The sequence below is a fragment of the Candidatus Steffania adelgidicola genome (genome assembly GCF_020541225.1).
Lineage (GTDB): Bacteria > Pseudomonadota > Gammaproteobacteria > Enterobacterales > Enterobacteriaceae > Steffania > Steffania adelgidicola.
Genome location: NZ_CP045889.1, coordinates 868,800 through 890,431 on the forward strand (window position 1 = coordinate 868,800; position 21,632 = coordinate 890,431).

A 21,632-nucleotide genomic window follows, 5' to 3' on the forward strand; every position below is an offset into this window, starting at 1 on the left:
CCATCATGCATAACATATCAATGTCATCTGACTTTTCATCATCGCGTATCATGCAATGATGCCGGTATACTTAACGCTGCCAAGCGAGCGAAAAAGTCTGGAAAAGTTTTTTGGGTGCATTTGGGGTCGAGAATAGTGATTGGTATATCAGATAGCGATACTAGCGCGAAGCACATCGCCATACGGTGATCGTTATAAGTACTAATACTGGCGGGGGTGAGTCTTTTAGGCGGTGTAACCGCTAGATAATCCTCTCCCTCTGCTACAACCGCACCCACTTTTCGAAGTTCGGTAGACATCGCCCTTAAACGATCGGTTTCTTTAACCCGCCAATTAGCAATATTGCGAAGTACAGTGGTACCACCATGCGTGAACAGCGCAGTAACAGCGATAGCCATAGCTGCATCAGGGATGTGATTCATATCCATATCAATAGCATGAAGTTCAGCACGACTACATTCAATGTAATTATTACCCCAGTGAATCTTTGCACCCATTTTTTCGAGCACATCGGCAAAATGGATATCACCTTGCATGCTACGGCGGCCTATACCCGTCACCCTTACGCTGCCACCACGGATTGCCGCCGCCGCTAGAAAATACGAAGCACTAGACGCATCACCTTCTATTAGATAGTTTCCTGGTGAACGGTATAACTTCCTTCCCTCGAGGTGGAATACCTGGTAATTTTCATGATGAACTTCAATACCAAAGCTGGCCATTAATGCCAGAGTGATATCAATATAAGGACGAGAGACCAACTTACCTATAATGCGGATATGGGTATTATATGGGGCCATCGGTGCCATCATCAAGAGCGCAGTCAGAAATTGACTGGAGATGCTGCCGTCGATGCTGATATCGCCGCCTTTATAGGCGCCTCGTAAACGTATCGGCGGATAATGTTCATATTCAAGATATTCAATTTTTGCTCCACCCTGACGCAAGGCATCAACCAAATGACCGATCGGTCGCTCTTTCATTCGCTGCTCACCGGTTAGGGTCACATCCTGTTCCTGTAGACACAACGCGGCAGTTAACGGACGCATAGCGGTGCCCGCATTCCCGAGAAACAACGTCAGCACAGTATCTGAACGTAACGGGCCACTAAGACCATCAACTTCACAATTTCGACGATCTGCCGAAAGTCGGTAGTTCACTCCGAGCTGATCCAAAGCCCTAAGCATATGACGGACATCGTCGCTATCAAGCAAATTGGTTAGATATGTCGTACCAATAGCTTGCGCTGCTAGTAAGAGCGCCCGATTAGATACGCTTTTTGAACCTGGTAGATTAACTATGCCATTAACGCATGCGATAGGGTTTAGGGTTAAAGAATCCTGCATCTGTAACACGCTCTCCAGAAAAAGAATCACGCTTAGAATCAGCAACATCGCCGGTAGATAGATATTTAGTAATATTCAGCTCCAAGGCCAGGTTGCCGATCATAATAAAAACAACGTGCATAAACGCCGACGACATATTGCTTAACAGCCATAAAAAATCGACGCAACATATTACTACTAAAAGTGTTTTATCCAAAACGACGGACAAAACCAAGCATAAAGTCCACCAGTGCCTTCACACCTTCCAACGGCATAGCATTATACAAGGATGCGCGCATGCCGCCCCGCACCCGATGCCCCTTCAAGGCATGCAAACCAGCAGCCTGTGATTCCTCTAAAAATAACGAGTTTAGTTTACTATCTGCCAATTGAAACGGTATATTCATCCGTGAACGGTTAATCGGTGCAACACTATTACGATAAAAATCGCTTTCGTCGATAGTACGATAGAGCAGGGAAGACTTGGCCTGATTGCGTTTATCCATTCCAGCAAGTCCACCATTCGCTTTCAACCACTTAAACACCAAACCTGAAAGGTACCAGGCAAACGTCGGCGGCGTATTAAACATTGAATTGCTTTCAGCTAATACACTATAATCGAGAATGGAAGGAATTGATTTATACGCACGACCCAATAAATCCTCACGCACAATGACTAACGTTAACCCCGCCGGTCCAATATTTTTCTGCGCCCCTGCATAAATCACCCCAAATCGAGTTACGTCTATAGAGCGTGATAGAATCGTAGAGGAAAAATCCGCCACCACTACTCGACTACCAAAATCTGGTAGTTCATCAATAGCAAGACCATCAATAGTTTCGTTTGGGCAATAATGTAAATAGGGGCTATTCTTAGATAAAACCCAGTCTCGCATCGGTTTAATACCATGCAGGTTATTTATTTCAGTGGCAGCATTAATAATCCGAGGATTGCAATATTTTTTTGCTTCTATTATTGCACTATGCGCCCAATAACCACTATCCACATAATCAGCGCCACCTGCATCCCCTAGCAGGTTCATCGGCACCGCGGCGAATTGCGCACGCGCTCCGCCTTGGCAAAACAAAACTTTATACCCATCTGGAATTGAGAGTAATTCTCGAAAATCTTGTTCCGAGGATTCTGCCACCTCAAGAAATTCCTTACTACGATGGCTAATCTCCATGACTGATGCACCTAGATCATGCCAATTACACAATTCTTGCCTCACTTGTTGCAAGACTGTAGCCGGTAGCATTGCGGGACCAGAGCTAAAATTAAACACTTGAGTCATTTTTCTTAACCACTATTTATCCAGTAAAATTGTAAAAACCATCATGCTTGTAACACCACCCACAGGCGACCGCAATGTCTAGTTCTTAACCGAAAACATGGATACGAGGGAGAAAATACCGTATCATAACACTTTACTGCTTAAAACAAGTGAGTCTCATGACACAAACTTTTATTTCAGGCAAAGATGCAAGTATCGAAGATTCCATTGCTCACTTTCAGATGCAGCTCAAAGTGCTTGGGTGCAATATTGAAGAAGTCTCATGGTTAAATCCTGTACCTAATATCTGGTCAGTACATATTCGCGATCGAGACTGTCCGATATGCTTTAGCAACGGCAAAGGCTTAACTCGTAATGCAGCCTTAGCTTCAGCGCTTGGCGAGTATTTTGAGCGCTTGTCTACAAACTATTTTTTTTCTGACTTTTATCTCGGTGCCACAATCGCCACCAGCGAATTCGTGCATTATCCCCATGAACGCTGGTTTATGCTTACCGACAAGAACACTCTACCTGCGGGTATTCTGGATAATCGTCTGCATGACTTCTACGATCCAAATCGAGAATTGAGTGGATACAATCTTGTAGATTTACAATCCAGTCAGATCGAGAGAGGAATTTGCGCTCTACCTTTTAATCAACAGTCTAATGGAAAAAACGTTTACATTCCGATTAATATCATTAATACCCTCTACGCCTCCAATGGCATGGCAGCTGGCAATACTATCAGCGAAGCCCGGGTACAAGCGCTATCTGAAATATTGGAGCGTCATGTCAAAAATCGTATCATCTCAGAAGCTATCAGTCTACCGGCTATTCCAAATGCGGTCCTGTCAGGCTATCCAGCCGTTGCAGAAGCCATTAAGAGCCTAGAGGCTTCAGGATTCCCTCTTTTTAGCTTTGATGCTTCGCTAGGCGGGAAGTTCCCAGTTATCTGCATCGCGTTATTTAATCCCGACAACGGCACTTGCTTCGCTTCGTTTGGTGCCCATCCGAATTTCGGGGTAGCGCTAGCGCGAACTCTAACCGAACTGCTGCAAGGGCGCAGCCTGAAAGACTTAGACGTGTTCACACCGCCGACTTTCGATAATCAAGCGCTTGCTGAACAAGCAAATCTGGAAACTCATTTTATTGATTCCAGTGGTCTGATATCCTGGGATATGTTTAAACAGGAATCTCAGTATCCTTTTTCTAACTGGAATTTTAGTGGCACAACTGAAACAGAGTTTTGCATGCTTATGCGGATTTTTCAGCAACATGGAAGTGAGGTTTATATCGCCGATTATCAGCATCTAGGCGTCTACTCTTGCCGGATCCTTGCGCCAGGAATGTCAGATGTCTATCCTACTGAAGATTTGTTGCTCAGCAATAATCCTATCGCGATCGATCTTCGCTCAACAATCTGTAAACTTCCTGCAACTCGATGGGAAGCAAAAGACTACCTAGCCCTTCTAGAAAAAATTTACGAGACAAGGTTAGACGACTTTATTCGCGTACGTGAATTCTTGGGCCTTGCTACCGATAGTAATAGTCCCTGGTTTACCTTAAGAGTCGGTGAGTTGAAAGCAATGTTAGCGTTAGCCGGCGGTGATCATGAGCAGGCTCTGATCTGGACTGAATGGACTCGAGATTTTAACGATTCAGGATTCAATTTACCATGGGATAATTATTACCGCTGTCTACATACCCTACTGCAGTTGAAAAAAGACAAAATGCGTACAGCCGAACAATATCAAAATGCATTTACTCGTATGTATGGTGAACAAACTCTATCCGCCGCTAAAAAAGCGCTCTCTGGAGACACCCCTTTTTATAATCTAACACCGCTGGATAAAGATCTCTATGCCCTACCCGCACACCGTAGTCTATTGGTTATATATGAAAAAACACAGCAGGCTAAACGCTGTTTTTGGTCAAAACATAATCGCGCTTAAATCTCAACTCAGGATACCTATTTCATATATATGGATAATCAACTGCCTAACCACATTGTTCTACTGAACTCTGGAGGAAGAACTGATTTCACTAGATAGTCATATGACATTATCATCTTTTTCTGTATCGTTCCTAATTTTGAAAATTAGATAACTTACAAGTAAGAAGTTTGATATTAACATCTCTCCTATACATAGAGATAGCTATAGGATAGGAGTATTATCGATATTTACTTCTACAAAAAGTTATCAAACATGCCTACTCATAGGCGCGCATTGATTATAGTTTTTATCTTTTAAAAATAGAAGATAGCCTATCAATTTATATGGTTTGAATAATGTATATTCAAGGGAAAGTGGCCTCCTTTATTTTTTTAAGGCATACATGTAAATAACGTAGATTTTTTAAAGAAGATGATATTTCAACTTTATTATCTTGACATCGTCTTACACACATTTCGCAGACCTAACCTAATACATCACTAACTTACTCACTTTATAAAACAATCGATTGGATTAGAGATCCAAGTACGAATATCAAAAAATTATTATGGGGGAAATAAAGCGTTTTCCAAGAAAACGTGATGGTTATCCAGACATACCGATAGAATAATCCATATAAAAACGAGGAGGTTGATTTTCCCTTAATATTCATAAGTTTTAACATATTGATAAATAGCTAGTTTTAAACTTCTGAACACTCTTCGATTACCCGTATATAAACTCGTCACCAACTTAATACCATTAAGTGCATCAGTCATGCTTCTGTAATAAAGACAACAATAAGCAACGCGTTTTCATAAAGATTTAAAGTTCGACGCGAGAAAAACCCTAGATCAAGGGCTATTTTAAGTAGCACTAGACTAAGTTTTCCGTGAATAGCAATTCATAGAAAACTTAGTCTAGCGTTTCTAGATCAATACCTAGTTATCTGTTTTGTTCTTTCTTACTTCAGAACAGTGATATGGTGTTGCCATTATCTCAGCAAAACCACCTTTTCAACAGATTATCGCTATCAGTCAAAACCCGATTTCTTTCACCCAAGGAGATGACGAGCACCACCAATCACACTCAAGCGCACTAGTTAAAGGAGATAACCTCAGAGGAGAAACGCATCTTCTTACACAAGAGAACTAAAGCTGAGACTCAAAAAAACTTAGCATACCTTAAAAAGGTAAGGAGAAATATCAAAGTATTTTAGGATATACAGATCTCATACACTCAAAGAGTGCGAGTTTTATTTTTCTCCTGAATGATGGAGATAATATGGCATAAATCGTCATCTTCTGGATGGGATTGATTAATGAGCCAGTCAAAAAGATCAGGATCATCAAACTCAAGCAACCGTACAAAACGTTGTTTATTTTGGTTATCTAAACTATCAAAATCCTTTTCAAAGAAAGGCATTATAGTAATATCTAGCTCACGCATACCACGTCGGCACGCCCAATAAATCCGCGATTTATTCGCGATATCCATAGATTATTTGCTCTTCATAACCTCATTGCAATAAACATCGAATATTTAGTATCGTTTATACACAGAGTAAGTATGTGTCCAAAATGAATTCAAGAGATATATCCCGTACCTCATAAAAATTAAGACGCTTCGCGATAGAAATCGATTAGAGACAAGACGTCTAAATGAGCTAAACCAATGTTATCATCTTCTGACCGTACTGAGAAGGGCACTTAATGAAAATTCTGCTCTAGATATTTGTTAGTTTTTTTTAGGGAAGATAAGAAGAATATAAACGCACAGTGAAAAAAAGATGTATAATATGATAGCAAAACAGTGTTTTTAATCTAGATGATTTATATCGATAAAAATCGATTAACTATACTGATAATGGCATTTCCTTAACACTCACTATCAGGTATCGGTCTAAACTCGAAGAAGAATCAGCCAAAGAAAAAAAACCAGTGTGCTCCATGCACAATGGAGATACTTGTCTATTAGCGGCAACGTGAAAATCTCTAAAGTGATAAGATTGACACCCAGATCGGTCCCTGCCCTACAGCATAACGTTCCAACGGTATTAATACACCCGAATGCTCATGAATAGCGTAAACTGCAATATGATGTGATTTTTGCCCAGCTGTCACAAGAAACTTGCCTTGAACATCGATATTGAAACCCCGAGGCTGAGCTTCTGTTATCTGAATATTTAACAAATTCAGAACAGAGCCATCCCCTGATACCGAAAAACAACTAATAACGCTAGCAATACGCTCGCAGCAGTAGAGCCAGCGCCCGTCAGGAGTAATATGAATATCCGCTGCCCAGCGGGATTTACTAAAGCCTTCCGGCATAATATCTAGTGTCTGTACGATGCGTGGACTTATGCCAGAAACATTAATAGCTATTACGTCGATCGTACCGCTAAACTCATTAACAACATATGCATAACAACCGTTATGGTGAAACGCCATATGGCGTGGCCCGCTACCAATTACACTTTCCAGTGCCACCAGTGTGTGCGGTGTTAGATGGCCAAACTTGCTAATTGCGTAAAGCCGGATGCGATCTTCTGTTAAGCACGGTACCCAGAGTAATGCATTAGTACGGTCAACATTAACAGAATGGCAGTGATTTAAATCACGCACTGTTTGGTTGGGTGTACAAACAATTCCCTGGGCGTTAATGGGAATTACGTTTAGACAACAGCCACTATAAGAAGCGCTATAAAGCGTTTTACCTAACAAATCAGTAGTCAAATATGATGAACTTTCTGACAAAGAAACCATGCCAACTTTGGTAAGTAATCCTTTATAATCAATACGATAGGTAATTACAGCGCAAACTGGTTTCACCCCAACATAGAGATGCGTATTCGCCGGATGGATTGCCATTGGTTGCCCTTTTCCAGGAGTATCTACCACTTGCAGTAAGGTTAGCCTGCCCTCTTCATCCATGTTCCAGCTATGTATCTGCTGGCTTTCCGGGCTAGAAACGTAGATAATTTGATTCATGTATTTTCCTAATTTCGTTTTTATAGCACGCACAGCATGCTTCTCTTTTGCAAGAGAGAGCATTTTACGCCAGGTTTTTATTCAGTTACAGAATGTTGCTGTTAGTGAAACGTACATTACCCACATCGTTCTAGTATTCACTATCGCATCCAAAATGCAACATCGCATGATAATGATTGAATAATATAAACACTATTTATAAAATCTTAATCATCATCTAAAGTGGGCATCTATTATCCCTTGTCATGAACAATAACCGATACAAGAGAATAAGAGAAACTCTAATATTACGCCTCCTAACCTACGACAAGACCTGTATCCAGATCTAAGTGACACTTTAGGCAAGTAATAACCCAACATCTACTGTAATTAAAGTTATACTATCTCTTTACTAAAAGTATCTCCATAACATCTACTTAATGGTGTTTTTACGAAAACCTTTTTATCCCCCTTGATAGTGCCACCTGACTCATACGTGAATCCATCAACCTTACTGTATCTCGAGCAGGCTTAGATAGCTCTTTGTAGATATATTGTAGAAAAACATTTCTACCATCCAAATAGGATCCTATCGAACGTTTTAAATTAATAAGCCAGTTATTTAGATATAAATATATACTGTTTTCTCAACATACTCTACGACACCTCGCGCACCCATATTTCGCCTATATAACCATATATATACAATACGGTTTGTATCTCTTACTATAACAGGCATACCAAAACCAATACATGACACTTCTTTTGTTATCTTAGCCACGAAGGTCTCTCTATGCCTAGAGTACTGATAGTAAATTATAGGATATTCAAAACATATTTATAAATTAGGAAAGCGCAATCACACAAGGCAATACTAAATATATGCAATTATTTTATAAAACTGTTTATTTTCGGATTCTGTGAAAAAAATATTAATATCGAAGATTATTCGAGTCTAGAACAGAATTCAAAAACCAAGAGTTTTACCAAATAATTGCATACATTTATCGAGGGTATTGTGAAAACCGGAAGTTATTTTATTCAAAAATTTGAGACTCAACTATCACCGACAGTTCTTGCCTTAACAATCCAACAATTAATCCTTCACCCACTAAGGGTGCAATGTTAAATCACAATTTTCACCAGAACATATTAATAGTATAATCAAATCTATATTTTCAAAAAGAAACCAGATTTATTTTTAGATCAAGTAGCTATAGGTTCTTCTCGTATTTATCCTAATAAAAATACCAAACTGATACTCTTATAAAATATTTTTTACTAAAATCACTTACCAATCTAGGCGAGGTTTGCATATCAGACTCAACCTAAAATAGTAACCAAGCAATATGACATATTCATTTTCCCCGTTCTCAGAAAAATAGATAGAATCATATAGCTTTATCAGATACTATTCATACCCAAAAGGGGGTATTTACTAATAATCTATTGAGGGAGTGTAAAGATTCATCATCTACTAAGTCCCCCGTACATTATTATGCTCAATATATCAGCCTACTGTATCCGTGATTACATTATACTGTAATCACCTAAGCATTTATACCTTGAAGCCCTCCACTCTGATTAGAGTAACTACACAAATAGCTGTAGACTATACTTCTTTAGCAGATAGACAAGAGTGATACCAAGAAAAGAAGAAAAAGCAGTTAAAACATGAAATACCATCAAAATTAAAACAGTATAATTTCCCATTATAATGATCGCATTATAGTAGAGATATCAATCGCATAGCAAGATAAAAATGTGATGATGATTTTCTTTGACCTATTTCATTTAGCAATACTTGTAGTACTTCTGATTTTCTATAAGAAAAAAGTTTCTTGCATATCTTATATCGGATCTAATAAATCAATGTATTTTACTGCTAGATTTCGCTAAGTTTTTTTACCTGCAAGCGCTAAGGTAATTAAACGCTCTACTAGAGCGGGGTAATCCAGACCACTGGCTTCCCATAGCTTAGGATACATACTCATTGAGGTAAATCCCGGAAGAGTATTGACCTCATTGAGCAAGATCTGCCCTTGCTGAGTTAAAAAGAAATCCATCCGTGCCATCACTCTACACCCTAGCGCAAGATAGGCGTGTCGGGCTATCTCCCTGATGGCCGTACTAACAGACGCCTCAATTTTTGCCGGGATCTCTAGTCTTGAATGAGCGGCCTTAAGATATTTTGTATGATAGGTATAAAACTCGTCATGCGTCAGAATTTCACCACAAACGCTTAACTTAGGAGCATTGTTACCTAGTACAGCAACTTCGATTTCTCGCCCAATTATCGCTTTTTCAACTAAGATTTTTGTGTCATATTGAAAAGCTAACTCTACAGCAGCATCAAAGCCAGCCTGGCTAGTGATTTTACTTACTCCTACCGAAGAACCTTGGCTAGCAGGTTTAATAAATAGCGGCAAACCCAATTTGCCGCTGATGGCATCAAAACTTCGTGTCACCACCGTATCTGAATGATATAACGTCATTGACGGTGTCATTGGTATTCTCGCAGTGTGCAGCACACGCTTGGTCATATCTTTATCCATACATACGGCTGAACTCATAACATCCGATCCGGCATAAGGAATATTTAATACTCGTAGTACTCCCTGCACCGATCCATCTTCACCGCTAGCGCCGTGCAATACTGAAAACGCAACATCAATCAATGGTAATGGCATGCCACTAACAAGATCAATTAACGGTGATAACTGCTGACCGGGAACAACTGCTAGGTAGCGTCTTGATGGCGCTAGGCTGATAATAGCGGGGTCATCAGAATTACGCAGATAGTCCTGCTCATCGCATAATATCCAACGTCCTTCTTTACTGATACCAATCAGTGTCAAATCATATTTTTGACGATCAATGGCACGAATAATATTAATCGATGAGCACAATGATACTGCATGCTCAGTGGACTGACCACCGAATAACACTGCGACTTGTAGTTTTTCATTTCCTCTTGACTCCATGATATTCTCATTGATTACTAAAGAATTAATTAAATGCATACGGAAGATGCATTGATATCGAATATATTTATCGTCTCTGACGATAGAGTTTCTATTTTTTAACAGGTTGCGTGTTACGCTCTTGCAATCTTCATGAACTTCAACTCAGTTTTAATATTAAATATTAATTAAGACGATGTCTAATTGCAGAAATAAATATATTAATGCCATGTATTGCAATCTCAAGTTTCTTCAGGAGAAGAGATTTACTCACTGCACAACAAACTTTTGTAGATACATAAAATCATTGCGTAACTTTTTTAGACAAAAAACGGTATGGTTTCCTCTATAGGAAACTTCATATTTAAACAGTGATACTTATGTTCAAATCAAAAAAAAACGACCTGTCCGTACTTATATAAAACACTCTGATACTCAAAATAATAAAATATTTTTAATAAAAAAATAAAAAAATAATTTTTATACTTTTATCTTAGTTGTCTAAAAAAATAAAAACACGGTACATATAGAAAATATGTGCTAACAAGTAAGTATAGATCACGAGGTTTTTTTGAAGATTTATAGCGAATATTTCACCGCTATATCCAGATAAAAACGCTGATATTCTAAACCTGTTAAGTGTATCTTTAATCATATTTCTCACTCTTTACTTAATTAACGATACAGCGATGTTTGCTAGCATAATTAAAGACCGAAGACATACCAACCATGATGTGTATCATGCTATAGATATATAACTAGCTACGATTTTAAACATAATTTACAAGTTTAGTATCGAGTCTCTTATCATAAATGGTTAATAAATGAAATTTGATGGATTTTTATAAGATAAATCAAATGTTAATCTTTTCTATCAGGATATGATCCTTTATAAAAATATGTTGTTTATAACGTTCAAGACGATATAGAAAATGATTATTTATCTGCACTGTCTGCTTCAGATACTTAATAAACTCACAAATAACTTTAACTAAGTGTGTAGCGATTTCTAATATACATCCTAATACCGGGATGATATTGCTATGACTAGCCGATTACTAATCGTTTGTAGACGGGGTGATTCCTATTAACAATATTCATCTCCACGTGAATAACGTGATACATCTTACCAAGATGTAGTGTATCGTTTGCTATATGAATATCTCACAATAACTATATTATTAAGATAAATCGCCAAACTGTATGATCTTTTATCAGTCAAAATAAAACTAAGATTTTAATTATTTAATGCTCTTAACTTGAGAAAGTTTTAAATGTAAAATTGATGGTTTTAGGAGAAAAAATATTTTTTGATATATAAACTTTAGTTAAGTCGTCTTATCTTCTTCTTTTAAAAATGTTAATAAATCCGAATCACAACTTTTTCTTTTTATATTCCACCGCTGCTTTGACGAAGCCTGCGAATAATGGATGCCCATCACGCGGGGTTGAAGTGAACTCAGGATGAAACTGGCTTGCGATAAACCAAGGATGATCTGGATATTCAATTATTTTCACTAATTTATCCTCTCCCCACCATCCAGAAACACGCAGCCCCGCAGCTTCAATATACTTCAACAACACGTTGTTTACTTCATACCGATGACGGTAGCGTTCCATAATGATCGTCTCATTGTATATCTGGCGGGCTAGACTACCGGCCGCCAAATGACAAGGCTGACTACCGAGATGCATGGTACCCCCTAGATCGCTCTCTCCGCTACGCCGTTCTATATTTCCTGCTTCATCGCGCCATTCAGCAATTAGGGCTACTACCGGATACTTGCAGTCTGGAACAAATTCAGTAGAATTTGCATCCCGCATCCCTGCCACATGGCGCGCAAATTCAATTAATGCCACCTGCATTCCCAGACAGATACCTAGATAAGGGATCTTTTTCTCACGCGCATACTGCACAGTCAGCACTTTACCTTCTACCCCGCGATACCCAAACCCCCCGGGGATAAGAATCGCATGTAAATCTTTTAATATTTCGACACCACGAGTTTCAACATCCTGCGAATCAATGAGACGAATATTTACAATCAGGCGATTTTTCAGTCCAGCGTGTTTGAGGGCTTCCATCACCGACTTATAGGCATCTGGCAATGTAATATACTTTCCGACCATACCTACGGTGACTTCACCAACCGAATTTGCCTGCTGGTAAACTACCGTTTCCCACTCAGACAGATCTGCTGTAGGACAGTTCAAGCTAAATCGTTTGCAAATATAATCGTCGAGCTCTTGTGAATGCAAGATCGCTGGAATCTTATAAATTGAATCAACATCTTTTAGTGAAATCACTGCCTTTTCTTGTACATTGCAAAATAAAGCAATTTTCGCTCGCTCATTATGGAACAGTGAACGATCCGAACGGCAAATCAGTACGTCAGGCTGAATTCCAATGGAAAGTAGCTCTTTTACTGAATGCTGAGTTGGCTTGGTTTTAACTTCTCCTGATGCCGCCATGTATGGCACCAAGGTCAAATGCATATAGATGGTGTTCTGACGCCCCACTTCCCCCGCCATCTGGCGAATAGCTTCTAAAAAAGGCAGCGATTCAATATCACCCACAGTACCGCCGATCTCTACGAGCACTACATCATGACCTTCTCCGCCTTCGATAATACGTTCTTTAATAGCGTTAGTGATATGCGGAATAACTTGAATAGTAGCCCCTAGATAGTCACCGCGTCGCTCTTTTCGAAGCACATCGGAATAAATACGACCGGTAGTAAAGTTATTACTACGTGACATTTTTGTACGAATGAAACGTTCATAGTGCCCCAAATCTAGATCCGTTTCAGCCCCATCTTCGGTTACGAAAACCTCGCCGTGTTGGATGGGGCTCATAGTACCAGGATCGACATTAATATAGGGATCTAGTTTTATGAGGGTAATATCAAGACCACGGGCTTCAAGAATAGCAGCTAATGAAGCTGCGGCAATCCCTTTTCCTAAAGAAGAGACAACTCCGCCGGTTACGAAAATATAGTTTGTTCTCATGCTTAACCTGAGAAATTAGGTATAAAACGGAATGATAAAAACAGGTAGCAGACTTTAACCTAGATTTTTTATCTGGTGTATATAACATCATTTTATAATACAGTCACGGAAAAATAATATGGACTATTCTAGTTATAAAAAACAGATCACACGTATACATAATACTTACTCGAAATGAGACACTAAACAGTACATTTCTAATCGCTGATGAAAAACATTTTTGCTTTATTCCTTTTATATCATGAATAATCTGAACTAATCACATGAGAGACTGTGATTTTAATAGTATTTAATACTATTAAATAAACAAAGATTAAATACATTTAATATTATAGCTTCTTGCATACTACATGGATTTGTTTTTTAAAAATCAGATTAAAGATGTACAGATAGAGAAAGAGAAACACAACATATAAAAAGACAGCCGCCTTATTTAATCTCATTACACAAAAATAGCATGTTTATGTGATTTTATTTAACACAGCTACTAATGTTATGACTTAAATTTATACTATGATATTACATATATTCTTATAACACTATTTTTAAATTAGTGATTCCGTAATATAGAATGATCAAATTTCATGCCATTATTTGCTTTATAAATAGCACTAATTTTTTACATAAAACAGTTTCACCGAAGCCATATAGCTTCACATACCTTCGTTCTTCCTCTCTCTCTATCAAGCAGTGCTTGATAGACCAGATCATATCAATATCTGGGAAACTAACACTATCTTCTTCTCGGTAACATCCACTCACCTCAGAAGCTCTTATCTTAGAGAAGAATGGGTAATCAATAAATCCATTGGTAATTAATTTAATATCATTATTTTATTTTTTAATAGAAAACGATATTAAAAAATAGAATAAGATCTGGAGTATCTAAGAAATAGCAGAGATATTCCCCACGCACTCTAGCCTTGTATTAGCTGAATAATAATTAAGATGGTTCAATCTATCAACCACAAATTAAAAAAGATTTGATGAATTCGCGTGAGACACAATATATTAAATAGTATTCAAGCACTCCATATTCACCCTATACAGGGTTGCATCATTCATTTTAAAATAGTGTAAAGTTTAACCCAATACTAATCTCATATTAAGATCTCATGGTGTTGTATTAGCTAAGACTGTAATGAAGGCAATCCCTCATTCTCTCGTTTAAAATATCAGTAAGAATAGACTGTTAAAATTTTGAGTAAAATTGGAAAGCTAGTGTCGTAGTGAATCTTCTGCCTACCTATTTTATCACTCAACTATAGAATAGTTTAGTCAATAACTAGGATATAGTGTCTTACGCACTTCAAATATCTTTGAAATTTTTAATACAACTATGTTAGTGTATTTTTACAAATCAGAAGACAATCTAAATGCTTTTTTATGATTTAAATCCTTTTTCTTCCCTCGACTTTACGTATTGCTCAATCGCTATTGAGCAATATTACCTCATGTTAATATTATAATAATATTGATTTATTATAAATACGCTAATTAATTCACTTTTTGTTCAGATAAAAAAACTCCCCATAATCCACTCTAGCTAAAAATAAGAAAATCGTTATACTTACTTCTTATAAATAAAAATATAATAATATTAGTGAGATCATTTATCACTTACAGAAAATACGATTGTCTTTGTAGAAAACTGACACTAAATGACTGTATAATCTTCCTTGCGCTATCTCTAACTATCTATTCGGTCCAAACAATAAATTTAAAAACTATATTCTCATACTTCAAAACGGAATCCCAAAAAACGGAAATGCGACTGGTCCTCTTTACCAAATAACAGAAATTATTATCCAAGCCTTTTTCTGTATTTAAAAGACATATTAAACCGTTTTATCAACGTATAAAAATCTAATTATAAAGCCACCCTTCCATTGATACTAAAGAGTGTGATATCCAGCACCAGTAGCCTTTGAAACCTTCAAATCAAGTCTTACCTTGATCAACATTAATGTAGTAAAACAGTGTTTTTATCTATCAGATGACGATAAATCATTCAACTGAAATACCTTTAAAAAAACATACGGCTTTCTAGACTGACATAGTTTCTACTGTGTTTGAGCTAAGTTTAACTTATGTAATCATCAAGATTAATTGATATAGATATGAGCGGATTAGACTGAAAATTCTATCACTGAAGTCTTTATCGGTATTACCCCATGCATACTCAGAATCTATTATCTTAGATATCTCTAATATTTGATATCAAATCTCGAAATATATCCTTATCATTAAAGACGTTTCTATATCTTATATAGATACTTCATCCTACGGAACAATCTTAAGATGCATCTCAAGTCTATTTATTCATCGATCGAGTAAAATCCATGCAATACGTACATCATTACAGCACCCTATCGTCATATACTTTCGCTGTCTTAACCGAAATAGTGCGGGATCTTACCCGAATTCATTTTCCTATCGACTGATCAACGCTACTAAAAATCAGAGAACAGAGAAAATCTAAGCAGGTAGTCAACACACCTTCTGTAATCATTATCAATACTAATAACGCTCCAAAACAGAGTATGATTAAACCTGTTATGCTGGCATTAAAGTTCTCTACAAAACGTATGGAAACATTTTTACCACACTTGAATTTAATTGACTAGTAACGGAGTAACGCCAATGGCCCATCATCCCCGCGCCGGGCAGCCGGCTCGTCAGAGCGATTTAATTAATGTTGCGCAATTAATATCACAGTATTATGTACTTCATCCAGAGCCTAGCGATAATGCTCAGAGAGTCAAATTTGGTACTTCAGGACATCGCGGTAGCGCTAGACGCCATAGCTTTAACGAAGCCCATATTTTAGCTATTAGTCAGGCTATCGTCACAGAGCGTATCCGGCAGGGTATTCAAGGGCCGTGCTATGTAGGTAAAGATACGCATGCACTCTCTGAAGCAGCATTTATCTCAGTATTAGAAGTATTAAATGCAAATAATGTAGAAGTAATTGTACAAACAGATAACGGATATACGCCGACACCGGTAATTTCTAACGCTATCCTGACTTATAACCAAAAAGGGGGAGCGCTAGCTGATGGTATCATTATTACACCTTCCCATAACCCGCCAGAAGATGGCGGAATTAAATACAATCTGCCAAATGGGGGGCCAGCTGACACTACAGTAACCCAAACTATCGAAAAGTATGCTAATGCACTATTGGCCGATAATTTACGTAACGTAAAGCGCCTAACACTGAAGAAAGCCTGGAAAAATGGTCATATCCATACCCGAGATCTAGTCCAACCTTATGTTGAAGGGCTAGCTAGAGTGGTCAATATGCAAGCAATACAACGTTCTGGATTAAAATTAAATATTGATCCACTGGGTGGATCCGGTATCCTCTATTGGCAACGTATCGCTGAGTATTACCAGTTAGATCTAACTGTAGTCAATGAAGAAGTGGATCAGACATTCCGTTTTATGCATCTCGATCATGACGGCATCATTCGCATGGACTGTTCATCAGACGCAGCAATGACCGGGCTGTTGGCGAAGCGTGATAAATTTGATTTAGCATTCGCTAATGATCCCGACCATGACAGGCACGGCATAGTCACCCCGGCTGGTTTGATGAAACCTAATGATTACCTGGTAACAGCTATTAACTATTTATTCCAGCACCGGCCTTTATGGGGGTATGAGATAAACGTAGGTAAAACGTTAGTATCGAGCAGCATGATTGACTGGGTGGTAAAAAGTCTCGGCCGCCGACTGGTAGAAATGCCGGTAGGTTTTAAGTGGTTTGTAGAGGGGTTGTTTAACGGTAGTTTAGGTTTCGGCGGAGAAGAAAGCGCGGGTGCGTCTTTCCTCTGCTTTGACCGTCAACCCTGGTCTACTGATAAAGACGGTATAATCATGTGTCTATTGGCAGCTGAAATTACCGCAGTTACCGGTAAAAATCCACAGCATAATTATAATACTCTAGCTTATCACTTTGGTTCTCCCAGTTATAACAGAATCCAAGCGCCCGCTAGTCACGAGCAAAAAACAATTCTATCAAAACTTTCGTCAGACGAAATCGGCCCTAGTCGACTAGCAGGCGATCCGATCACAGCACGACTAACCACGGCTCCGGGAAATGGAGCATCTATTGGCGGAATCAAGATAATAACAAAAAATGGCTGGTTTGCAGTTCGCTCTTCCGGGACAGAAGAGTCATATAAGCTTTACTGCGAAAGCTTTCTTGGCGAAGAGCACCGTTTGCAGATTGAGAGAGAGGCATTCGATATCGTAAATAATTTACTCATAGTATCGAAATAAAAAATTACCTTATATACATATCTCCCCTGAGATAACACATACTACACTTCAATTCACATGGACATATTTTATCTTCAAGATATAGTATATAAAACAATACCATGATAATTTATGTCCATTCTAAGCAAGGACTGACTTCTCTTTACAAGAGATACGACCTAAAGCTTCAGTTACCTTATTATTATTCATATAACGCTGGTATTTGTTTAGAAATCTATAAGCACTTCTCTAATAAAACATTTTTTGATATTTTTTAAGAGTATTAAGTCAACACCTCCAATCAATTATCTCTCCAGTAGGAATATTTTATTTTTGAGTAAACAACACCGTGGAAAATATTCATCAAAACAAAACAAATGTAAGAAGACTATTGTAAAAAAATAATAAAACTATAATTTCAGTGGTCTTAAATTTTTTACCGAATTAATTATCCTGATGTAACATCGGAATATCTCTTAAAAACTGTTTGTTATATTGGCGTCTTTCACGGTCAAAAAACCATCCCCACTTGTTAAAGTAAGCTATCGCAGAACATATATGATAACGTAACATCGTTATGTTTTTATATGATCCTTTCCCAAATAAATGTGTAATAGTTACACCAGGGAAATAAACGATATTTGTTAGTCGTAAAGCGCGACGGCAAAGATCAACATCTTCAAGATACATAAAATAACGTTCATCAAAGCCATGCAGTTTTTTTAAAAGCTCACACTTTAACAACATAAAACACCCTGAAACAGAAGGCACAAAAAAAGTTTGATTATAATCAGCTTGTTGCAGCTCATAGTTAACATCCATTTTCCTCCCTAAAGTAGGTAAAAAATACCTTAAGAGTAAATTGAGAGGGGTTGGTAGCAACCTACAGCTATACTGAAATCGCCCGTCACTATAACACATACGAGGTGAAACGAATTGATGTGCACCTAAACAGGCAAAACGGTAGAGGCATTCTACTGAACCAGAAGTGAAGCTAATATCTGGATTGCAAATTAAAAAATATTTAAAATCCATCAAGTAAAGCATTATGGCTAAATTATGAGCTTGTGCAAATCCAACATTATATCCACTTAAAATATAATATAGACGATCATTATTAAGAGATGAAGCCCATCCCGAACCACCATTGTCAATTAAAACAATACGTTCTACACATTGTTCGCGTAGTAACGATCGCAATGTATTTTCAACTTGCTCATAGCTATGGTGATATAAAACAATAGATGCTATCACCTGCATTTTTTTCTCTTCCAGCATTTTTATTAAGCTAATCCAAGTTTTGGTATACCACTTTCTTTATCATTGCTTCTTACTAAGATAAAACTATCTTTACAACAGCTTTTAATTGCCGCTTAAAAATACTAGGTGTCAAGTTTAAGGCAAGAATTTTATTGGTATTAAGCACGGAGTAAATTGGTCTAGAGGCTAATGTTGGATAATCAGCCGTTAAAATCGGCTTTAATGTAACTCTATAGTCATATAAACCTAAAACCTGTGCAGAAAAAAATATAGCTTTTGCAAAATCATACCATGAAACCACAGTATCACCACAATAATGGAAAATTCCCCTCGGTATCGTCTGTGCCTTTAACATACGAATAATCACTTCAGCAATATCCCCAGCGTAGGTCGGACAACTCCGTTGATCATAGACAACCTCGAGTTCTTGACGTTCATAACCAAGCCTCAGCATTGTTTTAACAAAATTATTTCCATACTCACTAAATACCCAAGAGGTTCTAATAATAACAGTGTTGGGATTTATCTTTAAAGCTGCTATCTCTCCAGCCAGTTTTGTACACCCATATACGTTTTTAGGAAAACAAGGCATATCCTCACTATATGGTTTTGTAGCTAAGCCATCAAATACATAATCCGTAGAGATATGAAAAAATGGAACATTTAATTTTACTGAAACAGCAGCAAGATTTTGAGTGCCGTTTTTGTTAACAGCCTGAGCTATTTCAGCCTCTGATTCTGCTTTATCAACAGCCGTATAAGCTGCAGCATTTACAATTACATCAGGTAGATACGTTGATGCTATAAGATTGACTTGAGCTAGATCAGTGATATCTAATTCATAACGATCTGTTGCCCGTATTCCCCACCCTGCCGGAAGACGATCTTGAAAACAACGCCCTAACTGCCCATGTGAACCACTCAAGAGCACTTTCATAGATTCATCTCTTTTTACAGTTTTCGCATGTTTTTTCCCTGAAAGCAAGGCGTTTTTTTATCATATCAGTCGACTATTTTATTTCACCTTGTCGCCTCTAGATGAGGAGTTTTTGAAAAGATCATATAGAATCCAGTATGCATTTATACTTTATAAAATCGGAGTAAGATTTCGATAATTCTTATATGTCAAATTATTGTATAAAGTTTCATCACTCAGTGTTATATATTTCAATATAGTTATTAACTGATAATATATTCTTAGATAATATATAAAGATTGTTTTTATGAACAGGTAATCCCCCCATCAAAAAAAATAGAACTTAACTGCAAGAAAGTGACGAACCACATTCCTTTCATTTAAACAAGAAAATTTCTTCACTATATTTAAAAAGTGTAACCATATTGGTTACTTTTAAAAAACGAGGATTTCACCTGTTAGTAACAGTTTACTTACTCCTCTCCTAAAAGAGAGACGCTACTCTTACTGATTTAAGAGTATTAACCGGTAGTCGTATATAAATAGTTGACTTCTACTGTCTCTTTCTCAGTTTTAAATCGTTATTCAAACCAGCCAGTACTAATCAGTTTATACAACAAAACAGACAAAACACTAGAGTTATCTATACTTGGATACAAGGTCTCTTATAAAACCCACTAATAAAAAACAATATACATCAATCTAATGCATATAGATGAGGTTACACTGATGCGCCTAATACTGTAACTAGGAATGCCTGAATGAATTTTAAGGAATAAAATGCTATTGCATTTAATAAAAATCTTGCTCAATCGATGTTTTTCCTAAACCCCTATTACCTATCCTAGGGGTTTGTCTTCAAAAAACTTTATAACCTTTTAAAATACCATTCTTGAACTTTTTCTTACTCGTAGCCGTATAATAGTTGAAAGCATTAGTGTTAGTTAAGAGATTGGAACTCTTATCCCTGAAAACCAGGATTACTCTAGGTTCTAAAGAAACAACCTAGACTCTTTAAAATACTATGGCAGAGGTGAAAACTATGTTTTTTATATTTTGGTTATTTTAGTATCCGAAGCTAAGTGGAAAAATTTACTAAGGGAAAACTAAACGCCATTCGCATGAAATATAATATTGATAATTTTGTTATTATAGTCGACTCTCAATAATCTGGCATTATATCATCAATATCTGCTATGTGACTAAAATTTTATTCCTCAAAAAATTTTATCGATACATAGCTAGTATACACATCTAAAATATAGCATCATATATTGTAATACTACATATCACCTACTCCTAAGAAACACGCTAATATTATTCATAATATGAATATTGAAAAACAACCGTACAATCTAGCAAACTTAGTAAGTACACTCTTCTCTAATTTTAAATATAGATAAAAACATCAATCCAAACAAAAAATTAGCATTTAGAGATGAACGGCGAAAAATAACAGGATAGATGTGCTGTTTAAAAAACATCAAGCATCTATTGCAGAATATCTATTCTTAATACCACGGTTTATTCAGTATATATATTTAAATATAGGATGATGACTTGCATTACTTTAGAATCATAGGTGATCAGATGAAAATCTGATGATTTGTGTTATGAATCTCTTGTAATGTAAACAAGATGTTTACTAGAAAAGTAGTCCCACAGAGAATGGTAACCTATTTAGATACCATAAAAATATTATTTTTATTAAACACC

At 37.2% G+C, this 21,632-nt stretch carries 12 protein-coding genes; 3 read left to right on the forward strand and 9 right to left on the reverse strand.

The window, feature by feature from the left end; genetic code table 11:
• Window positions 1-38: 38 nt before the first annotated feature.
• The 3 genes from aroA to serC are packed head-to-tail and all read right to left on the reverse strand — an operon-like array spanning window position 39 to window position 2,620.
• On the reverse strand, window positions 39-1,346 hold the full coding sequence (gene aroA, locus GFK82_RS02455) for a 3-phosphoshikimate 1-carboxyvinyltransferase (RefSeq protein WP_226810358.1): 1,308 nt from the start codon (window positions 1,344-1,346) through the stop codon (window positions 39-41).
• On the reverse strand, window positions 1,306-1,554 hold the full coding sequence (locus tag GFK82_RS02460) for a hypothetical protein (protein WP_226810359.1): 249 nt from the start codon (window positions 1,552-1,554) through the stop codon (window positions 1,306-1,308). The genes aroA and GFK82_RS02460 overlap by 41 nt, the downstream gene beginning before the upstream one ends.
• Window positions 1,535-2,620, reverse strand: a complete 1,086-nt coding sequence (gene serC / locus GFK82_RS02465) for a 3-phosphoserine/phosphohydroxythreonine transaminase (protein WP_226810360.1) — start codon at window positions 2,618-2,620, stop codon at window positions 1,535-1,537. Before serC ends, GFK82_RS02460 begins: the two co-directional genes overlap by 20 nt.
• A 158-nt stretch (window positions 2,621-2,778) precedes the next feature.
• Between serC and ycaO the strand changes: the two genes are divergently transcribed.
• A complete protein-coding gene (gene ycaO, locus GFK82_RS02470) occupies window positions 2,779-4,551 on the forward strand; it encodes a 30S ribosomal protein S12 methylthiotransferase accessory factor YcaO (protein ID WP_226810361.1) in 1,773 nt (590 codons plus the stop codon).
• A gap of 1,221 nt (window positions 4,552-5,772) precedes the next feature.
• Here ycaO and sdhE read toward each other — a convergent pair.
• From sdhE to GFK82_RS02490, 4 genes are all read right to left on the reverse strand, one after another.
• Entirely contained in the window at window positions 5,773-6,030 is a 258-nt protein-coding gene (gene sdhE / locus GFK82_RS02475) for an FAD assembly factor SdhE (RefSeq protein ID WP_226810362.1), read from the reverse strand.
• A 497-nt stretch (window positions 6,031-6,527) separates the two neighbouring features.
• A complete protein-coding gene (gene pgl, locus GFK82_RS02480; protein WP_226811281.1) occupies window positions 6,528-7,523 on the reverse strand; it encodes a 6-phosphogluconolactonase in 996 nt (331 codons plus the stop codon).
• A gap of 1,874 nt (window positions 7,524-9,397) precedes the next feature.
• Window positions 9,398-10,486, reverse strand: coding sequence for a D-alanine--D-alanine ligase (gene ddlA, locus GFK82_RS02485; protein ID WP_226810363.1), 1,089 nt, complete (start codon window positions 10,484-10,486; stop codon window positions 9,398-9,400).
• A 1,353-nt stretch (window positions 10,487-11,839) separates the two neighbouring features.
• A complete protein-coding gene (locus tag GFK82_RS02490) occupies window positions 11,840-13,474 on the reverse strand; it encodes a CTP synthase (RefSeq protein ID WP_226810364.1) in 1,635 nt (544 codons plus the stop codon).
• A 2,459-nt stretch (window positions 13,475-15,933) separates the two neighbouring features.
• Between GFK82_RS02490 and GFK82_RS04090 the strand changes: the two genes are divergently transcribed.
• Window positions 15,934-16,101 (forward strand): hypothetical protein, encoded by a 168-nt coding sequence (locus GFK82_RS04090; protein ID WP_226811282.1) that lies wholly within the window; start codon window positions 15,934-15,936, stop codon window positions 16,099-16,101.
• Between the two features lie 16 nt (window positions 16,102-16,117).
• Complete coding sequence (gene pgm, locus GFK82_RS02500; RefSeq protein ID WP_226810365.1) at window positions 16,118-17,761, forward strand: phosphoglucomutase (alpha-D-glucose-1,6-bisphosphate-dependent); 1,644 nt, start codon at window positions 16,118-16,120, stop codon at window positions 17,759-17,761.
• A 423-nt stretch (window positions 17,762-18,184) separates the two neighbouring features.
• Here pgm and GFK82_RS02505 read toward each other — a convergent pair whose 3' ends face one another.
• A complete protein-coding gene (locus GFK82_RS02505) occupies window positions 18,185-19,018 on the reverse strand; it encodes a glycosyltransferase family protein (RefSeq protein WP_226810366.1) in 834 nt (277 codons plus the stop codon).
• Window positions 19,019-19,073: 55 nt separating this feature from the next.
• Window positions 19,074-19,937, reverse strand: coding sequence for a dTDP-4-dehydrorhamnose reductase (rfbD, locus tag GFK82_RS02510; RefSeq protein WP_226810367.1), 864 nt, complete (start codon window positions 19,935-19,937; stop codon window positions 19,074-19,076).
• Window positions 19,938-21,632: the final 1,695 nt, after the last annotated feature.